The 19090-nt window shown below is 64.4% G+C and carries 18 protein-coding genes; 7 read left to right on the top strand and 11 right to left on the bottom strand.

What is annotated here, in order from left to right:
* Positions 1–385: 385 nt before the first annotated feature.
* On the top strand, positions 386–775 hold the full coding sequence (locus ACZYOF_RS26605; RefSeq protein ID WP_463717639.1) for a hypothetical protein: 390 nt from the start codon (positions 386–388) through the stop codon (positions 773–775).
* Positions 776–932: 157 nt separating this feature from the next.
* Entirely contained in the window at positions 933–1292 is a 360-nt protein-coding gene (locus ACZYOF_RS26600) for a BA14K family protein (protein WP_463717638.1), read from the top strand.
* Between the two features lie 466 nt (positions 1293–1758).
* On the opposite strand, the gene ACZYOF_RS26595 is transcribed toward ACZYOF_RS26600, so the two are convergent.
* A complete protein-coding gene (locus tag ACZYOF_RS26595) occupies positions 1759–2163 on the bottom strand; it encodes a cupin domain-containing protein (protein WP_282530806.1) in 405 nt (134 codons plus the stop codon).
* 3 nt (positions 2164–2166) lie between these two features.
* On the bottom strand, positions 2167–2559 hold the full coding sequence (locus tag ACZYOF_RS26590) for a hypothetical protein (RefSeq protein WP_463717637.1): 393 nt from the start codon (positions 2557–2559) through the stop codon (positions 2167–2169).
* 112 nt (positions 2560–2671) lie between these two features.
* Between ACZYOF_RS26590 and ACZYOF_RS26585 the strand changes: the two genes are divergently transcribed.
* Positions 2672–3292 carry a helix-turn-helix domain-containing protein gene (locus ACZYOF_RS26585; protein ID WP_282530808.1) on the top strand — a complete coding sequence of 207 codons (621 nt, stop codon included), beginning with the start codon at positions 2672–2674 and terminating at the stop codon, positions 3290–3292.
* Positions 3293–3299: 7 nt separating this feature from the next.
* On the opposite strand, the gene ACZYOF_RS26580 is transcribed toward ACZYOF_RS26585, so the two are convergent.
* From ACZYOF_RS26580 to ACZYOF_RS26560, 5 genes are all read right to left on the bottom strand, one after another.
* Entirely contained in the window at positions 3300–5579 is a 2280-nt protein-coding gene (locus ACZYOF_RS26580) for a xanthine dehydrogenase family protein molybdopterin-binding subunit (protein ID WP_463717636.1), read from the bottom strand.
* A complete protein-coding gene (locus tag ACZYOF_RS26575) occupies positions 5576–6064 on the bottom strand; it encodes a (2Fe-2S)-binding protein (RefSeq protein WP_463717635.1) in 489 nt (162 codons plus the stop codon). The genes ACZYOF_RS26580 and ACZYOF_RS26575 overlap by 4 nt, the downstream gene beginning before the upstream one ends.
* The gene (locus ACZYOF_RS26570) at positions 6057–8372 is read right to left on the bottom strand and encodes a xanthine dehydrogenase family protein molybdopterin-binding subunit (RefSeq protein ID WP_463717634.1); all 2316 of its coding nucleotides are present in this window, start codon (positions 8370–8372) and stop codon (positions 6057–6059) included. The genes ACZYOF_RS26575 and ACZYOF_RS26570 overlap by 8 nt, the downstream gene beginning before the upstream one ends.
* Positions 8369–9223, bottom strand: a complete 855-nt coding sequence (locus tag ACZYOF_RS26565) for an FAD binding domain-containing protein (RefSeq protein ID WP_463717633.1) — start codon at positions 9221–9223, stop codon at positions 8369–8371. The genes ACZYOF_RS26570 and ACZYOF_RS26565 overlap by 4 nt, the downstream gene beginning before the upstream one ends.
* A gap of 167 nt (positions 9224–9390) precedes the next feature.
* The gene (locus ACZYOF_RS26560; RefSeq protein WP_130576897.1) at positions 9391–10065 is read right to left on the bottom strand and encodes a cysteine hydrolase family protein; all 675 of its coding nucleotides are present in this window, start codon (positions 10063–10065) and stop codon (positions 9391–9393) included.
* A 399-nt stretch (positions 10066–10464) separates the two neighbouring features.
* Between ACZYOF_RS26560 and ACZYOF_RS26555 the strand changes: the two genes are divergently transcribed.
* Genes ACZYOF_RS26555 through ACZYOF_RS26540 form a run of 4 tightly spaced genes read left to right on the top strand, consistent with a single transcriptional unit; the run spans position 10465 to position 15099 of the window.
* Positions 10465–11544, top strand: a complete 1080-nt coding sequence (locus tag ACZYOF_RS26555) for a BMP family ABC transporter substrate-binding protein (RefSeq protein WP_463717632.1) — start codon at positions 10465–10467, stop codon at positions 11542–11544.
* A gap of 16 nt (positions 11545–11560) precedes the next feature.
* Positions 11561–13063 (top strand): ABC transporter ATP-binding protein, encoded by a 1503-nt coding sequence (locus tag ACZYOF_RS26550; protein WP_130576894.1) that lies wholly within the window; start codon positions 11561–11563, stop codon positions 13061–13063.
* 22 nt (positions 13064–13085) lie between these two features.
* Positions 13086–14153, top strand: coding sequence for an ABC transporter permease (locus tag ACZYOF_RS26545; RefSeq protein ID WP_207234375.1), 1068 nt, complete (start codon positions 13086–13088; stop codon positions 14151–14153).
* 10 nt (positions 14154–14163) lie between these two features.
* Entirely contained in the window at positions 14164–15099 is a 936-nt protein-coding gene (locus ACZYOF_RS26540) for an ABC transporter permease (protein WP_463717631.1), read from the top strand.
* A gap of 107 nt (positions 15100–15206) precedes the next feature.
* Here the strand turns inward: ACZYOF_RS26540 and ACZYOF_RS26535 are convergent, their stop codons facing one another.
* The 4 genes from ACZYOF_RS26535 to ACZYOF_RS26520 are packed head-to-tail and all read right to left on the bottom strand — an operon-like array spanning position 15207 to position 19004.
* Complete coding sequence (locus tag ACZYOF_RS26535) at positions 15207–17270, bottom strand: molybdopterin cofactor-binding domain-containing protein (RefSeq protein WP_463717630.1); 2064 nt, start codon at positions 17268–17270, stop codon at positions 15207–15209.
* Positions 17222–17599 (bottom strand): hypothetical protein, encoded by a 378-nt coding sequence (locus ACZYOF_RS26530; protein ID WP_463717629.1) that lies wholly within the window; start codon positions 17597–17599, stop codon positions 17222–17224. Before ACZYOF_RS26530 ends, ACZYOF_RS26535 begins: the two co-directional genes overlap by 49 nt.
* Complete coding sequence (locus ACZYOF_RS26525; RefSeq protein WP_463717628.1) at positions 17599–18126, bottom strand: (2Fe-2S)-binding protein; 528 nt, start codon at positions 18124–18126, stop codon at positions 17599–17601. The genes ACZYOF_RS26530 and ACZYOF_RS26525 overlap by 1 nt, the downstream gene beginning before the upstream one ends.
* Positions 18126–19004, bottom strand: a complete 879-nt coding sequence (locus tag ACZYOF_RS26520) for an FAD binding domain-containing protein (protein ID WP_463717627.1) — start codon at positions 19002–19004, stop codon at positions 18126–18128. Before ACZYOF_RS26520 ends, ACZYOF_RS26525 begins: the two co-directional genes overlap by 1 nt.
* Between the last annotated feature and the right edge of the window lie 86 nt (positions 19005–19090).

Raw genomic sequence — 19090 nt, 5'->3', positions numbered from 1 at the left:
AGGACTTTCTTCGCAATGCCCACCTCGATATCCCAGCGGCCGTCGAGGCGCTGCGCCAATACTGGATGCCGATCCGCTACGCACGCGCCCGCTGATCACTGCGAACGTGGGAGCTCTTACCGCTTACTTCCGAAAAAGCGCTGATCCATTCTCGCGGCGCTCATGGCAGGCGGGCTCGACCTGCGCGTGACGTCGCAGGCGAGCGTCGGCGTTTCCTACGTCGGCCAGATCGCCGATCGCTTGCAGGATCACTCCGTGCACTAGCCAAAATCCGAATGCCTCCATCCAGAATGCGAAGGCATCGATGGACTTACGGCGCGTTTGGTCGCAATCCTCCCGACTTACTCCAACAGGTTATGAAAGCATGCTTACAAGAATAACTTGCGTGTTCACGCTCATGGTTCTGTCGTCTATGCCTGCGCTGGCCGATAGCTGCGCAGAGCACTTCCAGAGCAGCGGCGTTCCGATGGTGACGGGCATGACCCACAAGACCTGGATGATTTTCCCGTCCGTCAATCCCAGTGTCGCCCTTGACAAGGTTTCCCGGGCCGTTCTGGCAGAGGGCTTTGTCGGTGTGAACGTGGACAAGAAGCTTGGCACGCTGACCACTCAGCAAGAGACAACCGGATCCGGCCGACCACAAACATTGCAAGTCGTCGTCCGCAAGGAAGGCCGAGGTAGCCGCGTCGATGCGGTCTTCACCTTGCCGCCAGGACACTTGGCTCCAGGTGTCAGCAATAACCTCTGCCGCGTCGTGGACGCAGCCGGCCAATAAACTCCGCCCATCTGTGAACTTATGCTGACGCGCGAATTGCAACCGGCCGTGCGTATACGGTCTCGCCCGGGCCGAGGCCAGGCGAGCCCGTAATCCATGTTCAGGAATCGGGAGGCAGGCGCCGACCTGCGCCCACAGGAATGAAGCAGGAGATTCGATGCGAACCGATCACATTTTGAATGTCGTTTTGATGACCACCACCGGTGCCGTGGTGTTTTCAGCCTCCGCGATTTCGGCTCCGTTACAGACCAGCACGGGTCTTGCTGCCGCGGTCCCGGCATTGACCGAGAAGGTCTGGTGCCGTTACGGACAGTGCTATGACAACGGCGTCGGTGTTGGCGGACTGGTCGGCGGCCTCATCGGCGGCGCCATCGCGGCCGGTGCAGCCACTGCCGCCGCCCAGCAGGAAGCCGCCGCCGCCCAGCAGCACGCGGCATCTTGCGCGCAGCGCTACCGCTCCTACGATCCAGCGTCGAATACGTACGTGGCAAAGGGCCGGCGGTATCCCTGCCAGTAAGTCTTTCAGATGTAGTCGCGACCGTATCTGCTTTCAGGGCTGCGGTGTAACACCGCAGCCCCCTTGATTTGCCAGGGCCTGCGATAAAAGACCGGCGGTTCGCCGAGCAGGCGCAGAGGTCTGGCTGATCGATCCGTTCCGAGCACACGTCGACGCGATCATCTCATCCGCGCTTCTGCTCGGAAGCGACCGCAAGGAGGAATTCCGCGAGGGCGTGCTTTCCGGCCTCTTCCGCCGCGCGCTGGGATGAATATCCATCTCCGGTCACTCTGACGCCCATCGGCGCGCCTCTGCGCTTGATTTCCCACCGCCACACGGAGCGGCAGTCGTCGCTGAGGGTCACAATGTAGTATTGGCGCTGGAACACGGGACGGCTAGTGTCGTGCAAGGCTGGCGCTGGCGACATCGCCCATCACCTCGACCAGTTCATCCATGCCGCGGAGCCCAGCTTCATGCGCCGGCCCGATTACGCCGATAGCGGCGGCGTCGCATCCGCCGGCAGCGCACCGACTTTTTTCAGCAGCGGAACGTCAGCCGGACAGGGACCGCCGACACTGACGATATGGCTGCCACGATCGGCCGCGACCGCATGCTTGACGCCCACGGGCACGTGGACGACGCAGCCGGCGTGGAAGGGCAGCGAGATGTTGTTGGTGTAGTCGTGAATCGTCCCCTCGCCTTCGAGGATGAAGATCGTGTCCTCCGACTGGGTGTGGATATGGGGAACGTTGGCCTCGCCAGGTTCGAGGCAGACATAGTTGAGATTTGCCTGCCAGGCGCCGACGCCGGGCCAGATCACGAAACGTGCGTCCTTGGAGATCAGCGGCAAGCGCAGCGTCGGATGGTCGCGATGAAACAGGCGAATGGCCATGGTCTAGCTCGCTGCGATCATTGAGTAGAGACTGGCATCGGCCGGGCACGGCCCGCCGATCACCTTGATGCCGGCTGCACCCGCCTCGATGCGGTAGCGATCGCCGGCATCGATATGGACCATGTGCCCTTCGGCGACCTCGTGGCGCGAGCCACCGGCCGTATCGACGATCGCGCCCTCGCCCGCGATCACGTAGTACACGCAGTCGGACGCATGGCTGAGGTCGATGGTGCGCGCATTCTGCTGCAGCGACACGAGCTGAAAACTGCGGAACGCCGCGCCATTGTGCGGCGACAGCACAACCTTCGCGTTGCCCTCGCCCTCCACGATCGGTATTTCTGGACATCCGGCGGCGCTGTCGATGACTCGAACCTGGGAAAACGAGAGATTGGCCATCGCCGCCTATTTTTTGATCCAAACTAAAGTATTTTTAGTATATTCAAAATCACAGGACACGCAACGTCTTCTTTGCGAAGACCAGGACGAACGGCGCCGGGAGCGTCAGCACATGAGCCAATCCGAGACCGAGGCGAACGCCGATCTTGCCCATCTGTCGGAGGAAATCGCCGAGACCACCGCGAACACGCTCGCCGCCATCGGCGTGCGCATCCGCGAATTGCGGCAGGCGCGCGGACTGACGCTGCAGGAGCTTGCCGACGTCTCCGGCCTCAGCACTTCGATGCTCAGCCTGGTCGAGCGCGGACGCGCCTCGCCCTCGATCGGATCGCTGATCGTGATCGCGAGCGCGCTCGGCGTCACGATGTCGGATCTGCTCGTCAGCGGCAGCCTTGCCGAGGAGAAGATCGTGGTGCGCGCGTCCGAGGCGCGCGTCGTCGAGACCGCGCAGCATGTCGTGCGGCGGCTGATGCGGGAAGACCGCAGCCGCGGGGTCTCGGTCGCCGTGAACGAATATGCCCCGCATACCGGCAGCGCCGAGCATCCGATCACCCATGACGGATTCGAATATGGCTTCGTGCTGCAGGGAGAACTGACCGTCGAGGTCGACGGCATCAAGCACGTGCTGCGGCAGGGCGATCTCATCGCCTATAGCTCGCGCCGCAAGCACAAGCTCTGGAACCACGGCAAGACCAAGGTCCGCACGCTCTGGTTCAACCTCGATCGCGACTGAGGCCCCCTTATGATCGGCCCCCGCGCAAGATGGCGTGCAGGCGGCCGGGCGTGATCGGAAGCTGCGCGACCGCGCCGGGCTTTTGGATGGCGGCGTCGATGGCACCCGCGAGCGCCGCGCCAGCCGCATTGATCCCGCCCTCGCCCGCGCCCTTGACGCCGAGCGGATTGAGCGGCGACGGCGCATCCTCGCGCAGGAGCACTTCGACGTCTGGCACCTCGTGACAGGTCGGCATCAAATAATCGGCAAAGCTCGCCGCCAGCGGCTGGCCGTTCTCGTCATAGACGAACTCTTCCAGGAACGCGCCGCCGACGCCCTGCGCCACGCCACCCACGATCTGGCCTTCGATCAGCATCGGATTGACGGCGCGCCCGACATCGTAGGCGACCACATAGCGCTCGATGGTGACGGCACAGGTTGCGGGATCGACGCGGACCTGTGCGGCGTGGATGCCATAGGGATAGGTCATGTGCGAGGAAGCGAAACGCCCCTCGCCCGTCAACCCGCCCGTCGGCTCGAGATGCGCGGCGACATCGCCAAGCGGCAGCGAGGCGCTGCCATTGACGGTCTCGATCATGCCGTTCGACAGGCGGAGCACCTCCGGTGTGGTCTGCAACAGCTTTGCCGCCACTTCCAGCGCGCTGGCACGCAGTGCTTCGGCAGCGATCTTCACGGCGGAGCCCGCCATGACGGTGACGCGCGAGGCGAAGGCGCCAAAGCCGATTTCGATCCGGTCGGTCTGGCCATGGATCACGCGGATGCGCTCGATCGGCACCCGCAGCGTCTCCGCGCAGATCTGCGCCAGCGCGGTCTCAACGCCCTGCCCGACCGAGGCAACGCCGGTGACGATCTCGATATCGCCGTGCATGTCGAGCCTCATCCGCACCAGGTCCTGCGGACCGAGACCGCTCTTCTCGACGAAATAGCCAAGGCCCAAGCCGACCAGCTCGCCGCCACTCCGACGTTCAGCGAGCTGTTGCTGCAGCCGATGATAGTCGAGATGCGCCAGCACGCGTTCGAGCAGATCGGCGTACTTGCCGGAGTCGTAGACGACCTTGGTCCCAAGCGTCTCGAAGCCGCGATCGAAGGGCATTGCCGCTTCGCCGATCAGGTTTACGCGGCGCACCTCGACCGGTGACAGGCCGAGCTCCGCGGCGATCGCGTCGATCAGCCGCTCGCGCGCGAAAGTGGATTCGTAGCGGCCGGGCGCGCGGTAGGTGCCGGCCGGCGTCTTGTTGGTGAGCCGGATATGGCCAGCGACACCATAGGCGGGAATGACATAAGGGCCCGGCAGCAGGCCCGCCGAGAGATCGGTGACCGTGGTGCCGTGGGTGCGGACATAGGCGCCCTGGTCGGTGAAGAAATCCGCCTTCAGGCCAAGGATGAATCCGCTCGAGTCGACGGCGGCCTTGAGCCGATAGACCTGGTCGCGCGAATGGTTGGCGGCGAGCAGATGCTCCCTTCGATCCTCGATCCATTTCACCGGACGCTGCAGCCGCAGCGCCGCGGCGCAGACCAGCACGTCCTCGGGATAAAGCTCGCCGCGAATGCCGAAGCCGCCGCCGACATGGCCTTCGCTGAGCTCGAGCCGTCCCGGCGCGAGGCCCAGCATCCTGCTGATGGCGTCGCGGTTATAGTGCGGCACCTTGGCGGCGCCGTAGAGTGTGAATGTATCCTTGTCTCCGTCGTAGACGCACAACCCGCCGCGCGTCTCCATCGGCACGCCGGTATGGCGCCCGATCTTCACCTCCAACTCGACCACTCTGTGCGCGCGAGCAAAGGCCGCGTCGAGATCGCCATAGCCGCGGCGGATCACCGCCGGCTCGGACATCAATCCGGGGTGAACATCGGGCATGAACGCCACCGGCTCGGCGGTCGCATCGAGCTGCGGCTCCAGTTCCTCGACATCGCAAAACGCCAGATCGGCCGCATCCTCGGCCACATAGGGATCGACGGCGATAACCACAGCCACAGGCTCACCGACATAACGCACATAATCGCGCGCTAGCACGAATTGCCGGTATGGCGCGAGCCGCTCGAGGCCCATCTGGCGGAAATCGATCGGCGGCAGATCGTCGAGATCGGCAATGGTCCAGATCGCGACGACGCCCTCGAGCGCGGTTGCCTCCTCGGTTTCGATGCCAAGGATGCGGCCGAAAGCGACCGGCGAACGCACCACGCGCATGTGGAGCTGGCCCGGCCAGTTGCAGTCGGCGGCGAACGCGCCCTGGCCCATCAGCAGCGGACGGTCCTCGATCCGTCGCAGCGAGCGGCCGACAAAGCTCATTGCCGCGCTCTCGCCCGCATCTCGCGCGCGGCCAGCCGCACCGCTTTGACGATGTTCTGATAGCCGGTGCAGCGGCAGAGGTTCGACGACAGCACGTCCTTGATGTCGTCGTCGGACATATCAGGATTTTCCTGCAGCGCGCCGGCGGCGAGCATCAGGAAGCCCGGGGTGCAGAAGCCGCATTGCAAGCCGTGATTTTCCCAGAACGCCTGCTGTAGCGGATGCAGCGTCTCGCCGTCGGCCAGTCCCTCGACGGTGCGCACCGTCTTGCCCTCAGCCTGCACACCGAACATCAGGCAGGAGCGGACCGGCTTGTCGTTCACCAGCACGGTGCAGGCGCCGCAGACGCCATGCTCGCAGCCGAGATGCGTGCCCGTCAGCCCGCAATCGTCGCGCAGGACGTCGGCAAGGCTCCGGCGCGGCTCGATCGATACTGCGTAAGTCTTGCCGTTCACGGCAAGGGTAACGTCGCGCTTGTCAGGCATAGCTCGCACCTCCGGCCCGGCGCAGCGCCTCGCGGATGCGCTGCGGGGTTGCAGGCAGTTCGAACAGTTCGATGCCGAAGGGAGACAGCGCATCGCAGATCGCGTTGACGACCGCCGCCGGCGCCCCGATCGCCCCGCCCTCGCCGACGCCTTTCGCCTTGGTCACGCTTTCGGGCGAGACAGTTTCCATGTGCATGATCTCGATCTCCGGGATCTCCGCCGCGGTCGGCGGCAGATAGTCGGCAAAGGACGCGGTCAGCAGATTGCCGGTGTCGTCGTAGACGATCTCCTCGAACAGCGCGTTGGCAATGCCTTGCGCGACGCCTCCGGTGATCTGGCCATCGACGATCATCGGATTGATCAGGACGCCAGCGTCCTCGGCGACGAGAAAGCGTTCGATATTGACGCCGCCGGTCTCGATGTCGACCTCGACAAAAGCGATATGGCAGGCATTCGAGAACGTGCCGCCGGGATCGTAGACCGCGTTCTCATGCAGTCCGGGCAATAGCCCCTCGAAGCGATGGCTCTGGTGATAGGCGGCCCGCGCCAGCGCGCCGATCTCCATGGCCTGGTTGGAATGGCTCACCCGCGCCCAGCCGTCCTTCAATTCGATATTGTCTGATGATGTTTCCATCAAGGTCGCGGCTATGGTCTTGAGCTTCACCGCGATCTTTCCCGCCGCGAGCTTCGAGGCACCGCCGGCGATCACCATCGAACGGCTGGCAAAGGTGCCCCAGCCATAGGGCGTCGCATCGGTATCGCCGGAGATGATCCGGATGCGCTGCGGCTCGATGCCGAGTTCATCGGACACCAGTTGCGCAAGGCTGGTCTTCAGGCCCTGGCCATGCGGTGACGAGCCGATGCGCAGCACGACGTCGCCCGAAGGATCCATCGAGCAATCGACGATCTCGTAGCCCGGCACGATGTCCATGCCGCGCGCGGCATAGGCCGGCGTGCCGTAGCCGGTCCGCTCGCTGAACACGGAAATGCCGACGCCGAGATAGCGCCCGAGCGTGCGCAACGCCGACTGCCGCGCCCGGAACGCCGGCAGGTCCGCGGCATCGATTGCGACCTCCATCGCCTGCAGATAACTTCCCTCGTCATAGACAAGGCCGGTCGGCGAACGATGCGGAAACGCCTTGATCAGATTGCGGCGGCGGATCTCGGCGGCATCGATGCCGAGCCGTTTCGCCGCGACATCCATCATCCGTTCCATGGAGAAGGTCAGCGTCGGCCGCGATACGCCGCGATACGGCGCCATCATGCAGGTATTGGTGGTCACGCCGCGCGAGCGAACGCCGTATTCGGCGAAATCATAGGGGCCCGGCAGTTCGGCAAAGGCCATCAGCGGCTCGACCCCGCAGGTCACGGGATAGCAGGAGAACGCGCCGATGTTGGAACGCAAATCCGCCTCCAGCCCGAGCAGCCTGCCGTCTTTGGCGAAGGCTCCGCGCAGGCTGAACGCCTGGTCGCGGCTATGGGCGGAGGCGAGCAGATTCTCGCGGCGGTCCTCGATCCAGGCGACGCTCCGCTTCAGTTTACGAGCCAGCCACACCAGCACGACATATTCGGGAAATAGCGACATCTTCTGCCCGAAGCCGCCGCCGACATCGGGCGCGATCACGCGCAAGTCCGACTCTGGCATGTCCAGCGTGTCGGCGATGCCGGTCCTGAGCATATGCGGCATCTGCACCGATGCGGTCAGCGTGACGCGTCCCGATGCGGCATCATATTCGGCGAGCCCGCCGCGATTCTCCATTGGCGCCGCCGATTGCCGGTGCGAACGCACGTCCAGCGCGACGATCTCGGCGGCATCCGCAAAGGCGTTGTCGAGCCCCTGCGTCTTCATGCGCCCTTCGACCAGCACGTTAGATGCAGCTTCGGGATGCACCGGCGTTGCATCTGGCGCCAGCGCGGTTTCGAAATCGATGATGGCGTCCGCAACGTCGATATCGACGAACACCTGCTCGGCGATATCTTCCGCCAGCGCAGGATCGTCGGCGACGACGACCGCGAGCGCCTGCCCGCAGAAGCTGACGCGATCGACCGGCAGTACGGGCTGGCCGATCGCGACATAATCGGGCCGATGCAGGATGGGGCGGATCGGCTTCACGTCGGCGAGGTTGCGCCCGGTGAAGACCGTTGCATCTGATGGGATCTCGATAGCGACGATCGTCCCACGTGCCACCGGGCTGCGCACGAAACTGACGGCTGCCGCCTTACTTGCACGATCGGCCACATAGCTGCCACCGCCTTTCAGCAGCGCCGGATCTTCCAGCCGTGGTAGCCGTCGGCCGATCCAGTTCATGCCAGCGCCTCGGTCAATGCACGCTTGACCGAAGTGGCGATCAAGTCGCGCCGATACTCGGGCGAGGCATGGATGTCGCCGTTCGGCTCGATCATGCCGCGCGCCTCGTGGGCGATCGCATCGATGACGACAGCCGACGCGGGCTTTCCAACGAGCTGACCTTCCAGCGCTCCAAGGCGGATCGCGCGATCGGCGACACCGCCGACAGCCAGCCGGGCCTCGCGGATCGTGCCGTCTTCAACCCTTGTCGCCGCCACCGCCATCCCCAAGGCAAAGTCGCCGGCGCGCCGCGAGAATTCGTAGAAGCCCACGCGCCAATCCGGCGTCATCAGCGGTAGGCGGATTTCGGCCAGGATTTCGTCAGGTTCGAGCGCAGTCGTGAACGTGCCGTGGAAGAAATCGCTTGCTGCAATCACCCGTTCGCCGCGCGCGCTCTTCGCAACCATCTCGGCGCGAAGGGTCGTGGCGACCAGGCACCATTCCGAGGCGGGATCGGCGTGCGACAGGCTTCCCGCGAAGGTGCCGCGCTGGCGGATCGGATAATGCGCGATGTGGCGCACGACCTTTGCCAAGAGCGTGCCGAGCGGCCCCTCGACCACCGGCCGATGGAACGCCGCGTGCCGCGTCAGCGCACCGATCCTCAACTGATCGGCGTCCGCGCGCAGGTAATCCAGTTCGTTGAGGTCGTTGATATCGATGAGGATAGCGGGCCGCGCCAGGCGGAAATTCATCGCCGGAACCAGGCTCTGGCCGCCCGCCAGGATCTTGCAATCGTCCTTGTGTGTCGCGAGCAGCGCGAGCGCTTCGCTGAGACCGGCTGGCCTGAGATAGTCAAACGCTGCAGCCTTCACATTTCAACCTTGCTCAATTTTATTTAGTCTGATTAACATGACCTCATTGCGGTGTCTACTGTTCGGGACGGTGAGTCTGCATGGGTTGGGCCAGGGCCGAGGGGCAAAAGCGCAGAGCGGCCGGCGGCCGCGCTTTTGCTTCTCCTGATGCACCGCGCGGTTTCAGCTCAACGGCCGCGCCATTCCGCAAGCAGGTCGGCGGCGTCGGTCACGATGCCAAGATGCAGCGACACCATCTTGAGCGCGGCATCTTCCATCTCCTCATTGGTGCCACGCACCAGATCGCGCAAGACAACGACGCGATAGCTGAGATTGCTGGCATCGAACGCCGCGTTGAGGATGCAGCAATCGGTCATGCCGCCGTCGAGCACCACGGTGCGCACTTTCATCTGCCGCAGCAGAAAATCGAGATCGGTAGCGAAGAACGGCGACAGCCGCTTCTTGCCGGCGACGATCAGGTCCTGCGGCTCCACATGGGTGACGAATTCGGTCCAGCGCGAACCTTCGATCGCATGCGCATCGGAGTTGGGGATCGCGCCGACATAGAGCGGAAAGGTGCGCCGCCACGCCGAGGGAATGCCGGCGATGTCGTCGACCCCGCCCTTGCGCAGCACCGATTTGACGTGGATCACCGGCACGCCGATCGCGCGCGCCGCGGCATGGAACTGATCGATCGGCGCGACGATCTCTCGCGCGCGCGGCGCGGGACAAGGACAATCCGGCGTATCGGCCAGATGTCCCTGGTGCATGTCGACGGAGATGATCGCGGTCCGCGAGGCCTGCGTGAAATCCTCGAACCCCTGCGACAGCTCGCGCTTCGCACCATACACATAAGCCTTCATCACGCCTCCTATCGCCGAAGCAGTTTGCCGTTCCGCGCCAATGCACGCATCGATCACAGCGCATCGGCGGCCGCCAAGCAATATTCAAGCCGCGAGGAGGCGCTCGCGCAAACGCGCGTCAACATCAATCACACATCAATTTTCGTTTGCGCCTTGCGCGCGACCGGATGCCGCCGGGCAACACAATGGAATGTGCGAGCCGAACGCAAGCTCGCTTCGCTCATTCCTGCGCGCTACCGCACGCGGTCGCGCGACGACAAGGATGCAAGGGGACTGCTCATCGATTGGCTCGACGGTGACTAAACAATTGGCGTGCTATTTTTTCCAACAATGCGAAGATTTTTTCGGAACCCGTCCTGAACGGTCGACAAATTTTCGCACATCGAGAGGATCTGCGTGATGCGCTGGACTACAATTCCTGTTCTTGCCGTTGCCCTGACAGGCGGCGCGGCAGCCGCCTATGCCGCCGGGTTCACACTCCCGGCGCCGGCCAAGATCGCGTTCCTCTATTTCGCCGACAAGACCGACGGCGGCTGGACGCAGGCCTATGACGAGGCGCGCCCGAAGATCGAGAAGGAAGTCGGCATGCAGATTCCCTTCGTCGAAAATGTGCCTGAGGTTGCGGGACAGATCACGCCGGCCGCGGAGCGCTTCATCCAGCGCGGCTACAACGTGATCATCGGCACCGCATTCGGCTATTCTGACACGTTCAAGGAGCTGTCGCAGAAATATCCGAAGGTCGCGTTCCTCAACGGCTCCGGCACCACCAACGGCCCGAACCTCGAATCCTTCTACGGCCGCACCTATGAGAGCCAGTATCTCTGCGGCATGATCGCGGGCGCGATGTCGAAGTCCGGCAAGCTCGGATTCGTCGCCGCGCATCCGATCGGCCCGGTGAACTGGACCATCAATGCCTATGAATTAGGCGCGCAGAAGATGAATCCGAAGGCCACGGTGACCGTGATCTTCACCGGTGCCTGGAACGATCCGGTCAAGGAACGCGCCGCGGCGCAGGCCATGGCCGACCAGGGTATCGACGTGATCGGCCAGCATGTCGACACCCCCACCCCTCAGATCGTGGCGCAGGAGCGCGGCATCTACGGCACCGGCCACCATCGCGACCTGCGCGAGTTCGCGCCGAAGGCAACGCTGTGCTCATCGGCCTGGACCTGGGAAAAATTCCTCGGGCCCGAACTGAAGAAAATCGCGGCAGGCAATTGGGAGCCCAATCCTTATGGCGCCTTCCCCGGCATCAAGGATGGTGGCACCGACATCGCCTGCTGCAACAGCGTGGTGCCGAAGGAGGTCGTCGACAAGGTGATGGCCGAGCGCGACGCCATCATCGCCGGCAAGCAGATCTTCGCCGGTCCGATCAAGGACACCGCCGGTACCGTCCGCGTCGCCGAAGGCAAGTCGCTCGACGATGCCGGCTTCTGGAAGATGGACTGGTTCGTGCCTGGTGTCATCACCCAGAAATAGGCGAGCATAGCTTCTGATGAATTCGGCCCTGCAACTTGCCGGGATCAGGAAATCCTTTGACGGGGCTCTGGCTCTCGATGGCGCGTCCTTCGAGAGCCGCTCCGGCGAAGTCCATGCCCTGCTCGGCGAAAACGGCGCCGGCAAATCGTCGCTGATGAATGTCGCCGCCGGTCTCTACGCGCCGGATGCCGGATCGATCTCCATCAATGGTGCACCGATCTCGCTGAGCGGACCTGCCTCGGCCCGCTCTCACGGGATCGGCATGGTGCACCAACACTTCAAGCTGGTAAGACCTTTCACCGTGGCCGAGAACGTATTGCTCGCCAATCCGCAACCGCATTTCGCTTCCGGCCTGCGCGACATCCGCGACGCGATCAAGAAGCAGGTCGATGCGCTCAAATTCTCCATCGATCCCGATCGCCGCATCGACAGCATGACGGTGGCCGAGCAGCAGCAGGCCGAGATCGTCAAGGTGCTGGTCGGCGGCGCCAGGATCCTGATCCTCGACGAGCCGACCGCAGTGCTGACCGACGCCGAAGCCATCGGCCTGCTCGAGATCGTGCAGCGATTGGCGCGATCCGGCACCGCGGTCGTGCTGGTGACGCACAAGCTGCAGGACGTGAAGCGCTACGCCGATGTCGTGACCATCATGCGCGGCGGCAAGACGGTGGCCACCCTCGATCCCAGGCAATCGACCGCGGAAGAATTGACCGAGCTCACCGTCGGCCAGACCTCGGCTCTGCCGGAGCGGACGCCACACCAGGGCGGGCCAACGCGGCTCAATGTCGGCGCCCTCACCTATACGCGCGCCGACGGCCGGACCATGCTCAATAACACTAGCTTCTTTGTGCGCGCCGGAGAGATCTATGGCATCGCCGGCGTCAGCGGCAATGGCCAGGCCGAGCTTGCGGAAGCGCTGATCGGCGCGATCGAGCCCTCCACCGGCGAGATCTGGGTGGATGGCGCCGGCGACATCAGCCATGCCGGCCCGACCAAGCGGCGGGAAGCTGCGATCGCCGCGATCCCCGCCGACCGCTACGCCTACGCGCTCGCCGGCAGCCTGCCGATACAGGACAATCTTGCGGTGGCGCAGATCCGCTCCGGGCGCTACGGCAGCATTGTCAGGCTCGATCGCACAGCGATGCGCCGCGACGCCATCGCGGCAGTGAAGGATTACGACGTGCAGGGCGTGCGCAGCGTCAAGCAGAAGGCTTCACTCTTGTCCGGCGGCAACGCGCAGAAGCTCGTCATCGCCCGCGAGTTCAGCCGCGAGCCGGACGTCGTGGTCGCGCACAGCCCGAGCCGCGGTCTCGATGCGCGCGCTTGTGCCGCAGTGCATCAACGCCTGATCGCAGCGCGTGAGCGCGGCGCCGCCATCGTCCTGATCAGCGAGGACCTCGACGAGATCCTGAGCCTGTCCGACCGCATCGGCGTGATGACCCGCGGCGCGATCGTCGCCGAATTCGAACGCCCTGCGGACCGCCAGGCGATCGGCCGCGCCATGGTCGACCATGCATGACATCTCGCGCCGAGCCGAACCATTGACCCCCGTAACCTCGCGCGGCTTCGGCCGCCTCACGCTCGACGTGCGCCAGAACCTGCCGGCATGGAAACAGGCGGTGTTCGTCGGATCGTCGCTGATCCTCGGCCTTGCGATTTCGGTCGCGATCCTCGCGGTGGCCGGCATCCCACCCTTGACGCTCGCCAGCGAGCTTGCGGGCGTGCTGACCGCGGAGAACCTGCGCGGCGTGCTGATCCAGGCCGCGCCGCTGATCCTGGTCGGCTTGGGCGCAAGCCTCGCCTTCCGCATCGGCTTCTGGAATCTCGGCATCGAGGGCCAGATGGTCTTCGGCGGCATCTTTGCCGCCGCGATCTCGATCTATGACATCGGCCCGCCGGCCACGCGGCTGATCCTGATGGGAATGGCCGCAGCACTCGGCGGCGCGCTCTGGGTGCTGCTAGTCGTGTTCCTGAAGCTGCGCTTCCGGGTCAACGAGATCATCGCGACATTGCTCCTGAATTACGTGGCGATGTATTTCCTGTTCCACCTGCTCTACGGCGCCTGGCAGGACTCCAAGACCGCGTTCCCGCAGTCCACGCCCTTTCGTCCCTTCGAGCGGCTGACCGATATCGGCTATGGCGTCAACACCGGTCTGTTGATCGCGCTCGGCGGCGTGCTCGCAGCCGGCTGGATGATCCATCTCAGCCGCATCGGCTTCTACACCCGCTTCATCAGCGCCAATCCGCGCATGGCGAAAGTCGTTGGCGTGCCCGTGCAGACGGCGACGATCTGGATCATCGCGATCTCCGGCGCCTGCTCGGGGCTCGGCGGCTTCGTCAATGTCGCCAGCCAGGAAGGCCGGCTCACGCAATCCTTCGCCAATGGCTACGTGTTCTCCGGCGTGCTGATCGCTTTCCTGTCGCGCAACGATCCGATCGTGGTCGCAATCGTCGGCTTTCTGATCGCGGTGCTTTTCATCACCGGCCAGACGCTGCAGGTATTCTACCAGATCCCCTTCACCATGGTGCAGATGATCGAGGCGATCATCGTCATGACGGTCGCGTCGTCGGAATTCCTGATCCGTCACCGCATCCGCTGGATACGTTGAGAGGACCGCTGTGATCGATTTCCTCATCAACTGGCTGGCCAACGCTCCCGTGACCGCGGTGCCTTACGCGCTTGCGGCGCTCGGCCTGATCATCGCCGAACGTTCCGGCGTATTGAACCTCACTGCGGAAGGCTTGATGCTGGTCGGCGCGCTCGCGGGCGCGGGCGCCTGCCTCGCGCTCGGTGGCTATCCGGCGGTGGCGCTGGTCGCCGCGATGGTTGCTGCGAGCGTGGTCTCGCTGCTGTTTGCGGTGCTGGTGGTGGTGCTGCGCATCAACCAGGTGATCGCGGGCCTGTCGGTCGTGTTCTTCTGTCAGGGCTTTACCGGCCTCGTCGGCACGCTGGCGAAGTGGCAGAACAAGCAATTGACGGGGCTGGCACCGCTGAAGATCTGGCCGCTGTCGGAAATTCCCGGCATCGGGCGGATCTTCTTCCAGCAGGATCCGATCGTCTATCTCACCATCCTGATCTTCTTTGCCGTCAACTTCCTCTTGTTCCGCACCATGCTGGGTTTGCGGATTCGTTCCGTCGGCGAGAACCCGGGCGCCGCGGACGCCGCCGGCGTCAGCGTCACCTTGCATCGGATCTTCGCGATCGTCGCCGGCTCCTCGCTGATCGGCTTGGCCGGCGGCTACATCTCGGTCGTCAGCGTCAAGCTATGGGTGACCGGGATGACCGGCGGCCGTGGCTGGATCGCGGTGGCGCTGGTCGTGTTCGCGCGCTGGGCGCCGTGGCCCGCACTCGCCGGCGCGCTTCTGTTCGGCTGCATCGAGGCGCTGATCCCGCAAATCGCAGCGGCCGGCATCCGCGTGCCGCAATATCTGATGCTGATGACGCCGTATCTCGCGACCATCGCCGTCATGATCTGGGTCGGCACCAAGGATTCCGGCATCACGCAGGAGCCCGGCGCACTCGGCCAGCCGCACGTGCGCGAGGAGCGGCGGTAGCGGCCTCACGCTGGCCTTTCCACGTCATTGCGAGCGCAGCGAAGAAATCCATGCCTCCCCAAGCGGTGAGATGGATTGCTTCGCTGCGCTCGCAATGACGGCGGGCGTCAATATCCAGCAGTTTCCAACGCGTGCGAGATCATGTTCGGCGACAGCGGCACCTGGTGGAATTTGAGCGCGCCGAACGGACGCAGCGCGTCCTCGACGCCGGAGGCGACGACCGCGCCGACTGCGATGCAGCCGGCTTCGCCGACACCCTTGACGCCGAGCGGATTGAGCGGTGTCGGTGTCTCCAGGTGCAGGATCGAGACATTGGGAATCTCGGTCGCGTAAGGCACCAGGAAATCCATCAGGCTGGCATTGGCGAGATTGCCATCGGCCTGGTAGTCGAGATGCTCGTAGAGCGCGCCGCCGATCCCCTGCGCGATGCCGCCGAGCACTTGCCCTTCCACGATCATCGGATTGATCATGTTGCCGCAATCGTGGATGCAGACATATTTCCTGATCTTCACCGTGCACAGACCGGGATCGACTTCGATGATCGCGCCGTGCACGCCATAGGCCCAGGTGGATTGCGACGGGCTGTAATAGTCGGTGGCTTCCAGGCCCGGCGCTTGGCCGTCGGCAAGCGGCGGGCCATCATGCTTGCTCGCTGGCGCGAATTGTGTCGCCGCCTGCGCGGCCTTGTTGAAAGCGTAACGTAAGGGATTGCTCGCAGTTGCGATCGCCGCCAGCGGCGCAAAGCGGTTCGAGCCCTTCACCCACGCCGCAGAGTCGCGCAGCTCGATCTGGTCAGGGTCGACATCGAGCATGTTGGCGGCGGCTTCGATCACCTTCTTGCGGACAGTGAGCGCGGTCTTGTGGATCGCGTTGCCGCTGACCACAGCGGCGCGGCTGGCAAAGGTCGCCACGCCCCAGTCGAACGCCTTGGTGTCGCCCTCGACCACGATAACGTCCTGTGGGCTGACACCGAGCTGATCGGCGACGATCTGCGCGAACACCGTGTCGTGGCCCTGCCCCTGCGTGCTGAGACCGGTGTTGACATAGACCTTGCCGGTGATCGGATGAATCTTGACGTGGCCTCCCTCGTAGGGACCGAGGCCGGTGCCCTCGACGTAACAGGCGAGCCCCAGCCCGAGATAGCGTCCCTCGGCGCGCGCTTTCGCCTGCTCGGCGGCGAAATTCTCCGCGCCGAGCTCGGCTGCGGCCATCGCCAACGCCTTGCCATACTGGCCGCTGTCGAGCGTGACCTTGAGCCCATCCGCAAACAGCAATCCGTCGCGCTCATAGGGAAACTGGTTCTCGGCGATCAAGTTGCGGCGGCGGATCTCGAAACGGTCGAGCCCGAGTTCCTCGGCGAGCTGATCCATCGCGCGCTCGATGGCAAAGCAGGCCTGCGGTCTGCCGCAGCCGCGATAGGGCGTCACCTGCACCGTCGGTGTATAGACCGCCTTGAACTCCACGAAGATGTTGGGGATGCGGTACGGCCCCGCGATCGAGGTCGAAGCGACCTGCGCCACCGCGATGCCGTAGGGAATAAAGGCGCCGGTGTCGTGCAGGAAGAAATCCCGTAGCCCGATCACCTCGCCGGTCCTGAGCGCGGCGAGTTCGATGGTGTGGATCTGCGTCCGCTCCTGCGAGGAGCCCAAAAAGTTCTCGCGGCGATCCTCGATATATTTCACGGGGCGCCCGAGCCGCATCGCCGCCATCGGAACCAGGAGCTCGTCGGGATAGAACAGCAGCACCTTCTGCCCGAAACCGCCGCCGACATCGGGGGCGATGACGCGGACCTTGTCTTCGTCCAGTTCGAACACGGACGCAAGCCCCCCGCGCACCGAGATCGGCGCCTGCGTGCCGTCCCACACCGTGAGTTCACCTGATACTGCGTCCCAGCGCGCCGCAACTGCGCGGCATTCCATCGGCGCTGCGGTCGAACGGTCGACCTGCACGGTGATCTTGGTGACGTGCTCGGCGCGTGCAAAAGCGTCGTCCGGATTGCCGCTGGTCTGGATGAAATGCGCCGCCAGATTGTTCGGCACGTCGGCATGCACAAGCGGCGCGTCGTCGGTCAGCGCCTTCGCCAGATCCATCTCGAGCGACAATGGCGCATACTCGACCTCGATCAGGGCTGCGGCATCTTCCGCGGTATAGCGGTCGACCGCGACCACCATCGCCACCGTCTGCCCGACATAATAGACATCGCCCGCGCCAGCGGACGCTGGGTCTTCGGATTCTTCATCGAAGGGTGCGGAATCAACAGGGGCATCTCGACATCGAGCGCGCCGATATCGTCGCTCGTAAAGACCGCCGCGACGCCCGGATGGCGCCTCGCCGCCGACGTATCGATGGAGACGATCTGCGCCCGCCCATGCGGGCTGCGCAGGAAGGCGACATGCAGCGCATCCGGCAGCGGAATGTCGTCGACGAAGGCGCCCTCGCCCCGCAGCAGCTTGGGATCGACATTGCGCTCGACGCGCGCTCCGAATTGGCGTGTCGACATCAGGCCCGTCCGAGCAGTTCGGCGGCGCGGCGCACCGCAGCGATGATGTTGAGATAGCCGGTGCAGCGGCAGAGATTGCCGGAGAGCAGATCCCTGATACCCTCGTCGGAAAGATCAAGCTTTCCCGGCTCCTCGAAGCGGGCGACGATGTTCATCACCATGCCCGGCGTGCAATAGCCGCATTGCAGGCCGTGGCACTCCTTGAACGCCTGCTGCACCGGATGAAGCGTGCCGTCAGCGGCGGCGACCGACTCGATGGTGCGGATATCGTAGCCATTCGCCTGCACCGCCAGCGTCAGGCAGGAGCGGCCGGCCCTGCCGTTAAGGAGCACCGTGCAGCAGCCGCAGACACCGTGCTCGCAGCCGACATGGGTGCCTGTCAGCCCGAGCTCATGCCGCAGGAAGTCGCTCAGCAGCATGCGGACGCTGACGCTGCGGCTCACGACTTCGCCGTTGACCGTCATCGACACGTCGACTTCGGCATCGGCGGAGCGATCGGGGACCGCGGCCTTCATCGTTCGCGTCATCAGGCGGTCTCCATCTGCGTCGCACGTTGCGCAGCCGTCGTCACCATCCTGCGGATCAGCGTGCCGAGCGCCCTGCGGCGATAGGTTTGGGACACATGTATCTCGTCGGGCTGCGTCACGGCCGCAGCGGTAGCTGCCACCGCGGCCTCGAGATCGGACGCACCGAGCACCGTGCCCGTGAGGGTATTCTCCGCCTCGTTCAGGCGCACCGGCGTATCCGCAATGCCGCAGGCCGCAAGCTGCACGCGCGACGCACGGCCGCGATCATCGAGCGACAGCACGCAGCCGACACCCACAATCGCGTAGTCGCCATGACGCCGCGTCACCTCGTCGAAGGCCCATCCCGCTCCTTTCGACAGCACCGGAAAGCGCGCCTCGGTGATGATCTCGTCCCGCTCGCGAGCGGTGGTGAGGAACGATTGAAAGAAATCCTCGGCCGCAATCTCGCGCTGCCCCGACGGCCCCTGCGCGATCACGGAGCCTCCGAGCAAGACCAGCAGCAGCGGCATTTCCGCGGAGGGATCGGCGTGGCAGAGACTGCCCACCACCGTGCCGCGGTTGCGGATCGGCACATGGGCAACATGCTGCATGACCTCAGCGACCAGCGGATTGACGCGCGCAACCTCCGCATCGAGTTCGAATTCGCGGTGACGCGTCATCGCCTTCACGACGACGACGTCGGCGCCGACCTCGATGCCACGCAGATCGGCCACATGCTGGATGTCCACCAGCGTGGACGGATTGGCGGCGCGAAAATTCATCGCTGGCAACAATGTCTGCCCGCCGGCGAGCACGACCGCATCGGGATCGCCGGCCAGAATGCTGATCGCCTCTTCGATGGATGTTGGCGCCTGGTAGCCAAAAATGGAGGGCTTCATCTGATCTGTTCAGCTCGCCAAAACTGTAGTCAGGATAGGTGGCGCGAAAATGCTGTCAACGAAGTGAAATGAGCACCATTTGCCCA

It is taken from the genome of Bradyrhizobium sp. LeoA1Lang, from assembly GCF_055413685.1.
The sequence above is the reverse complement of the archived record's forward strand: the minus strand, read 5'-3'. Positions and strand labels throughout refer to the sequence as shown.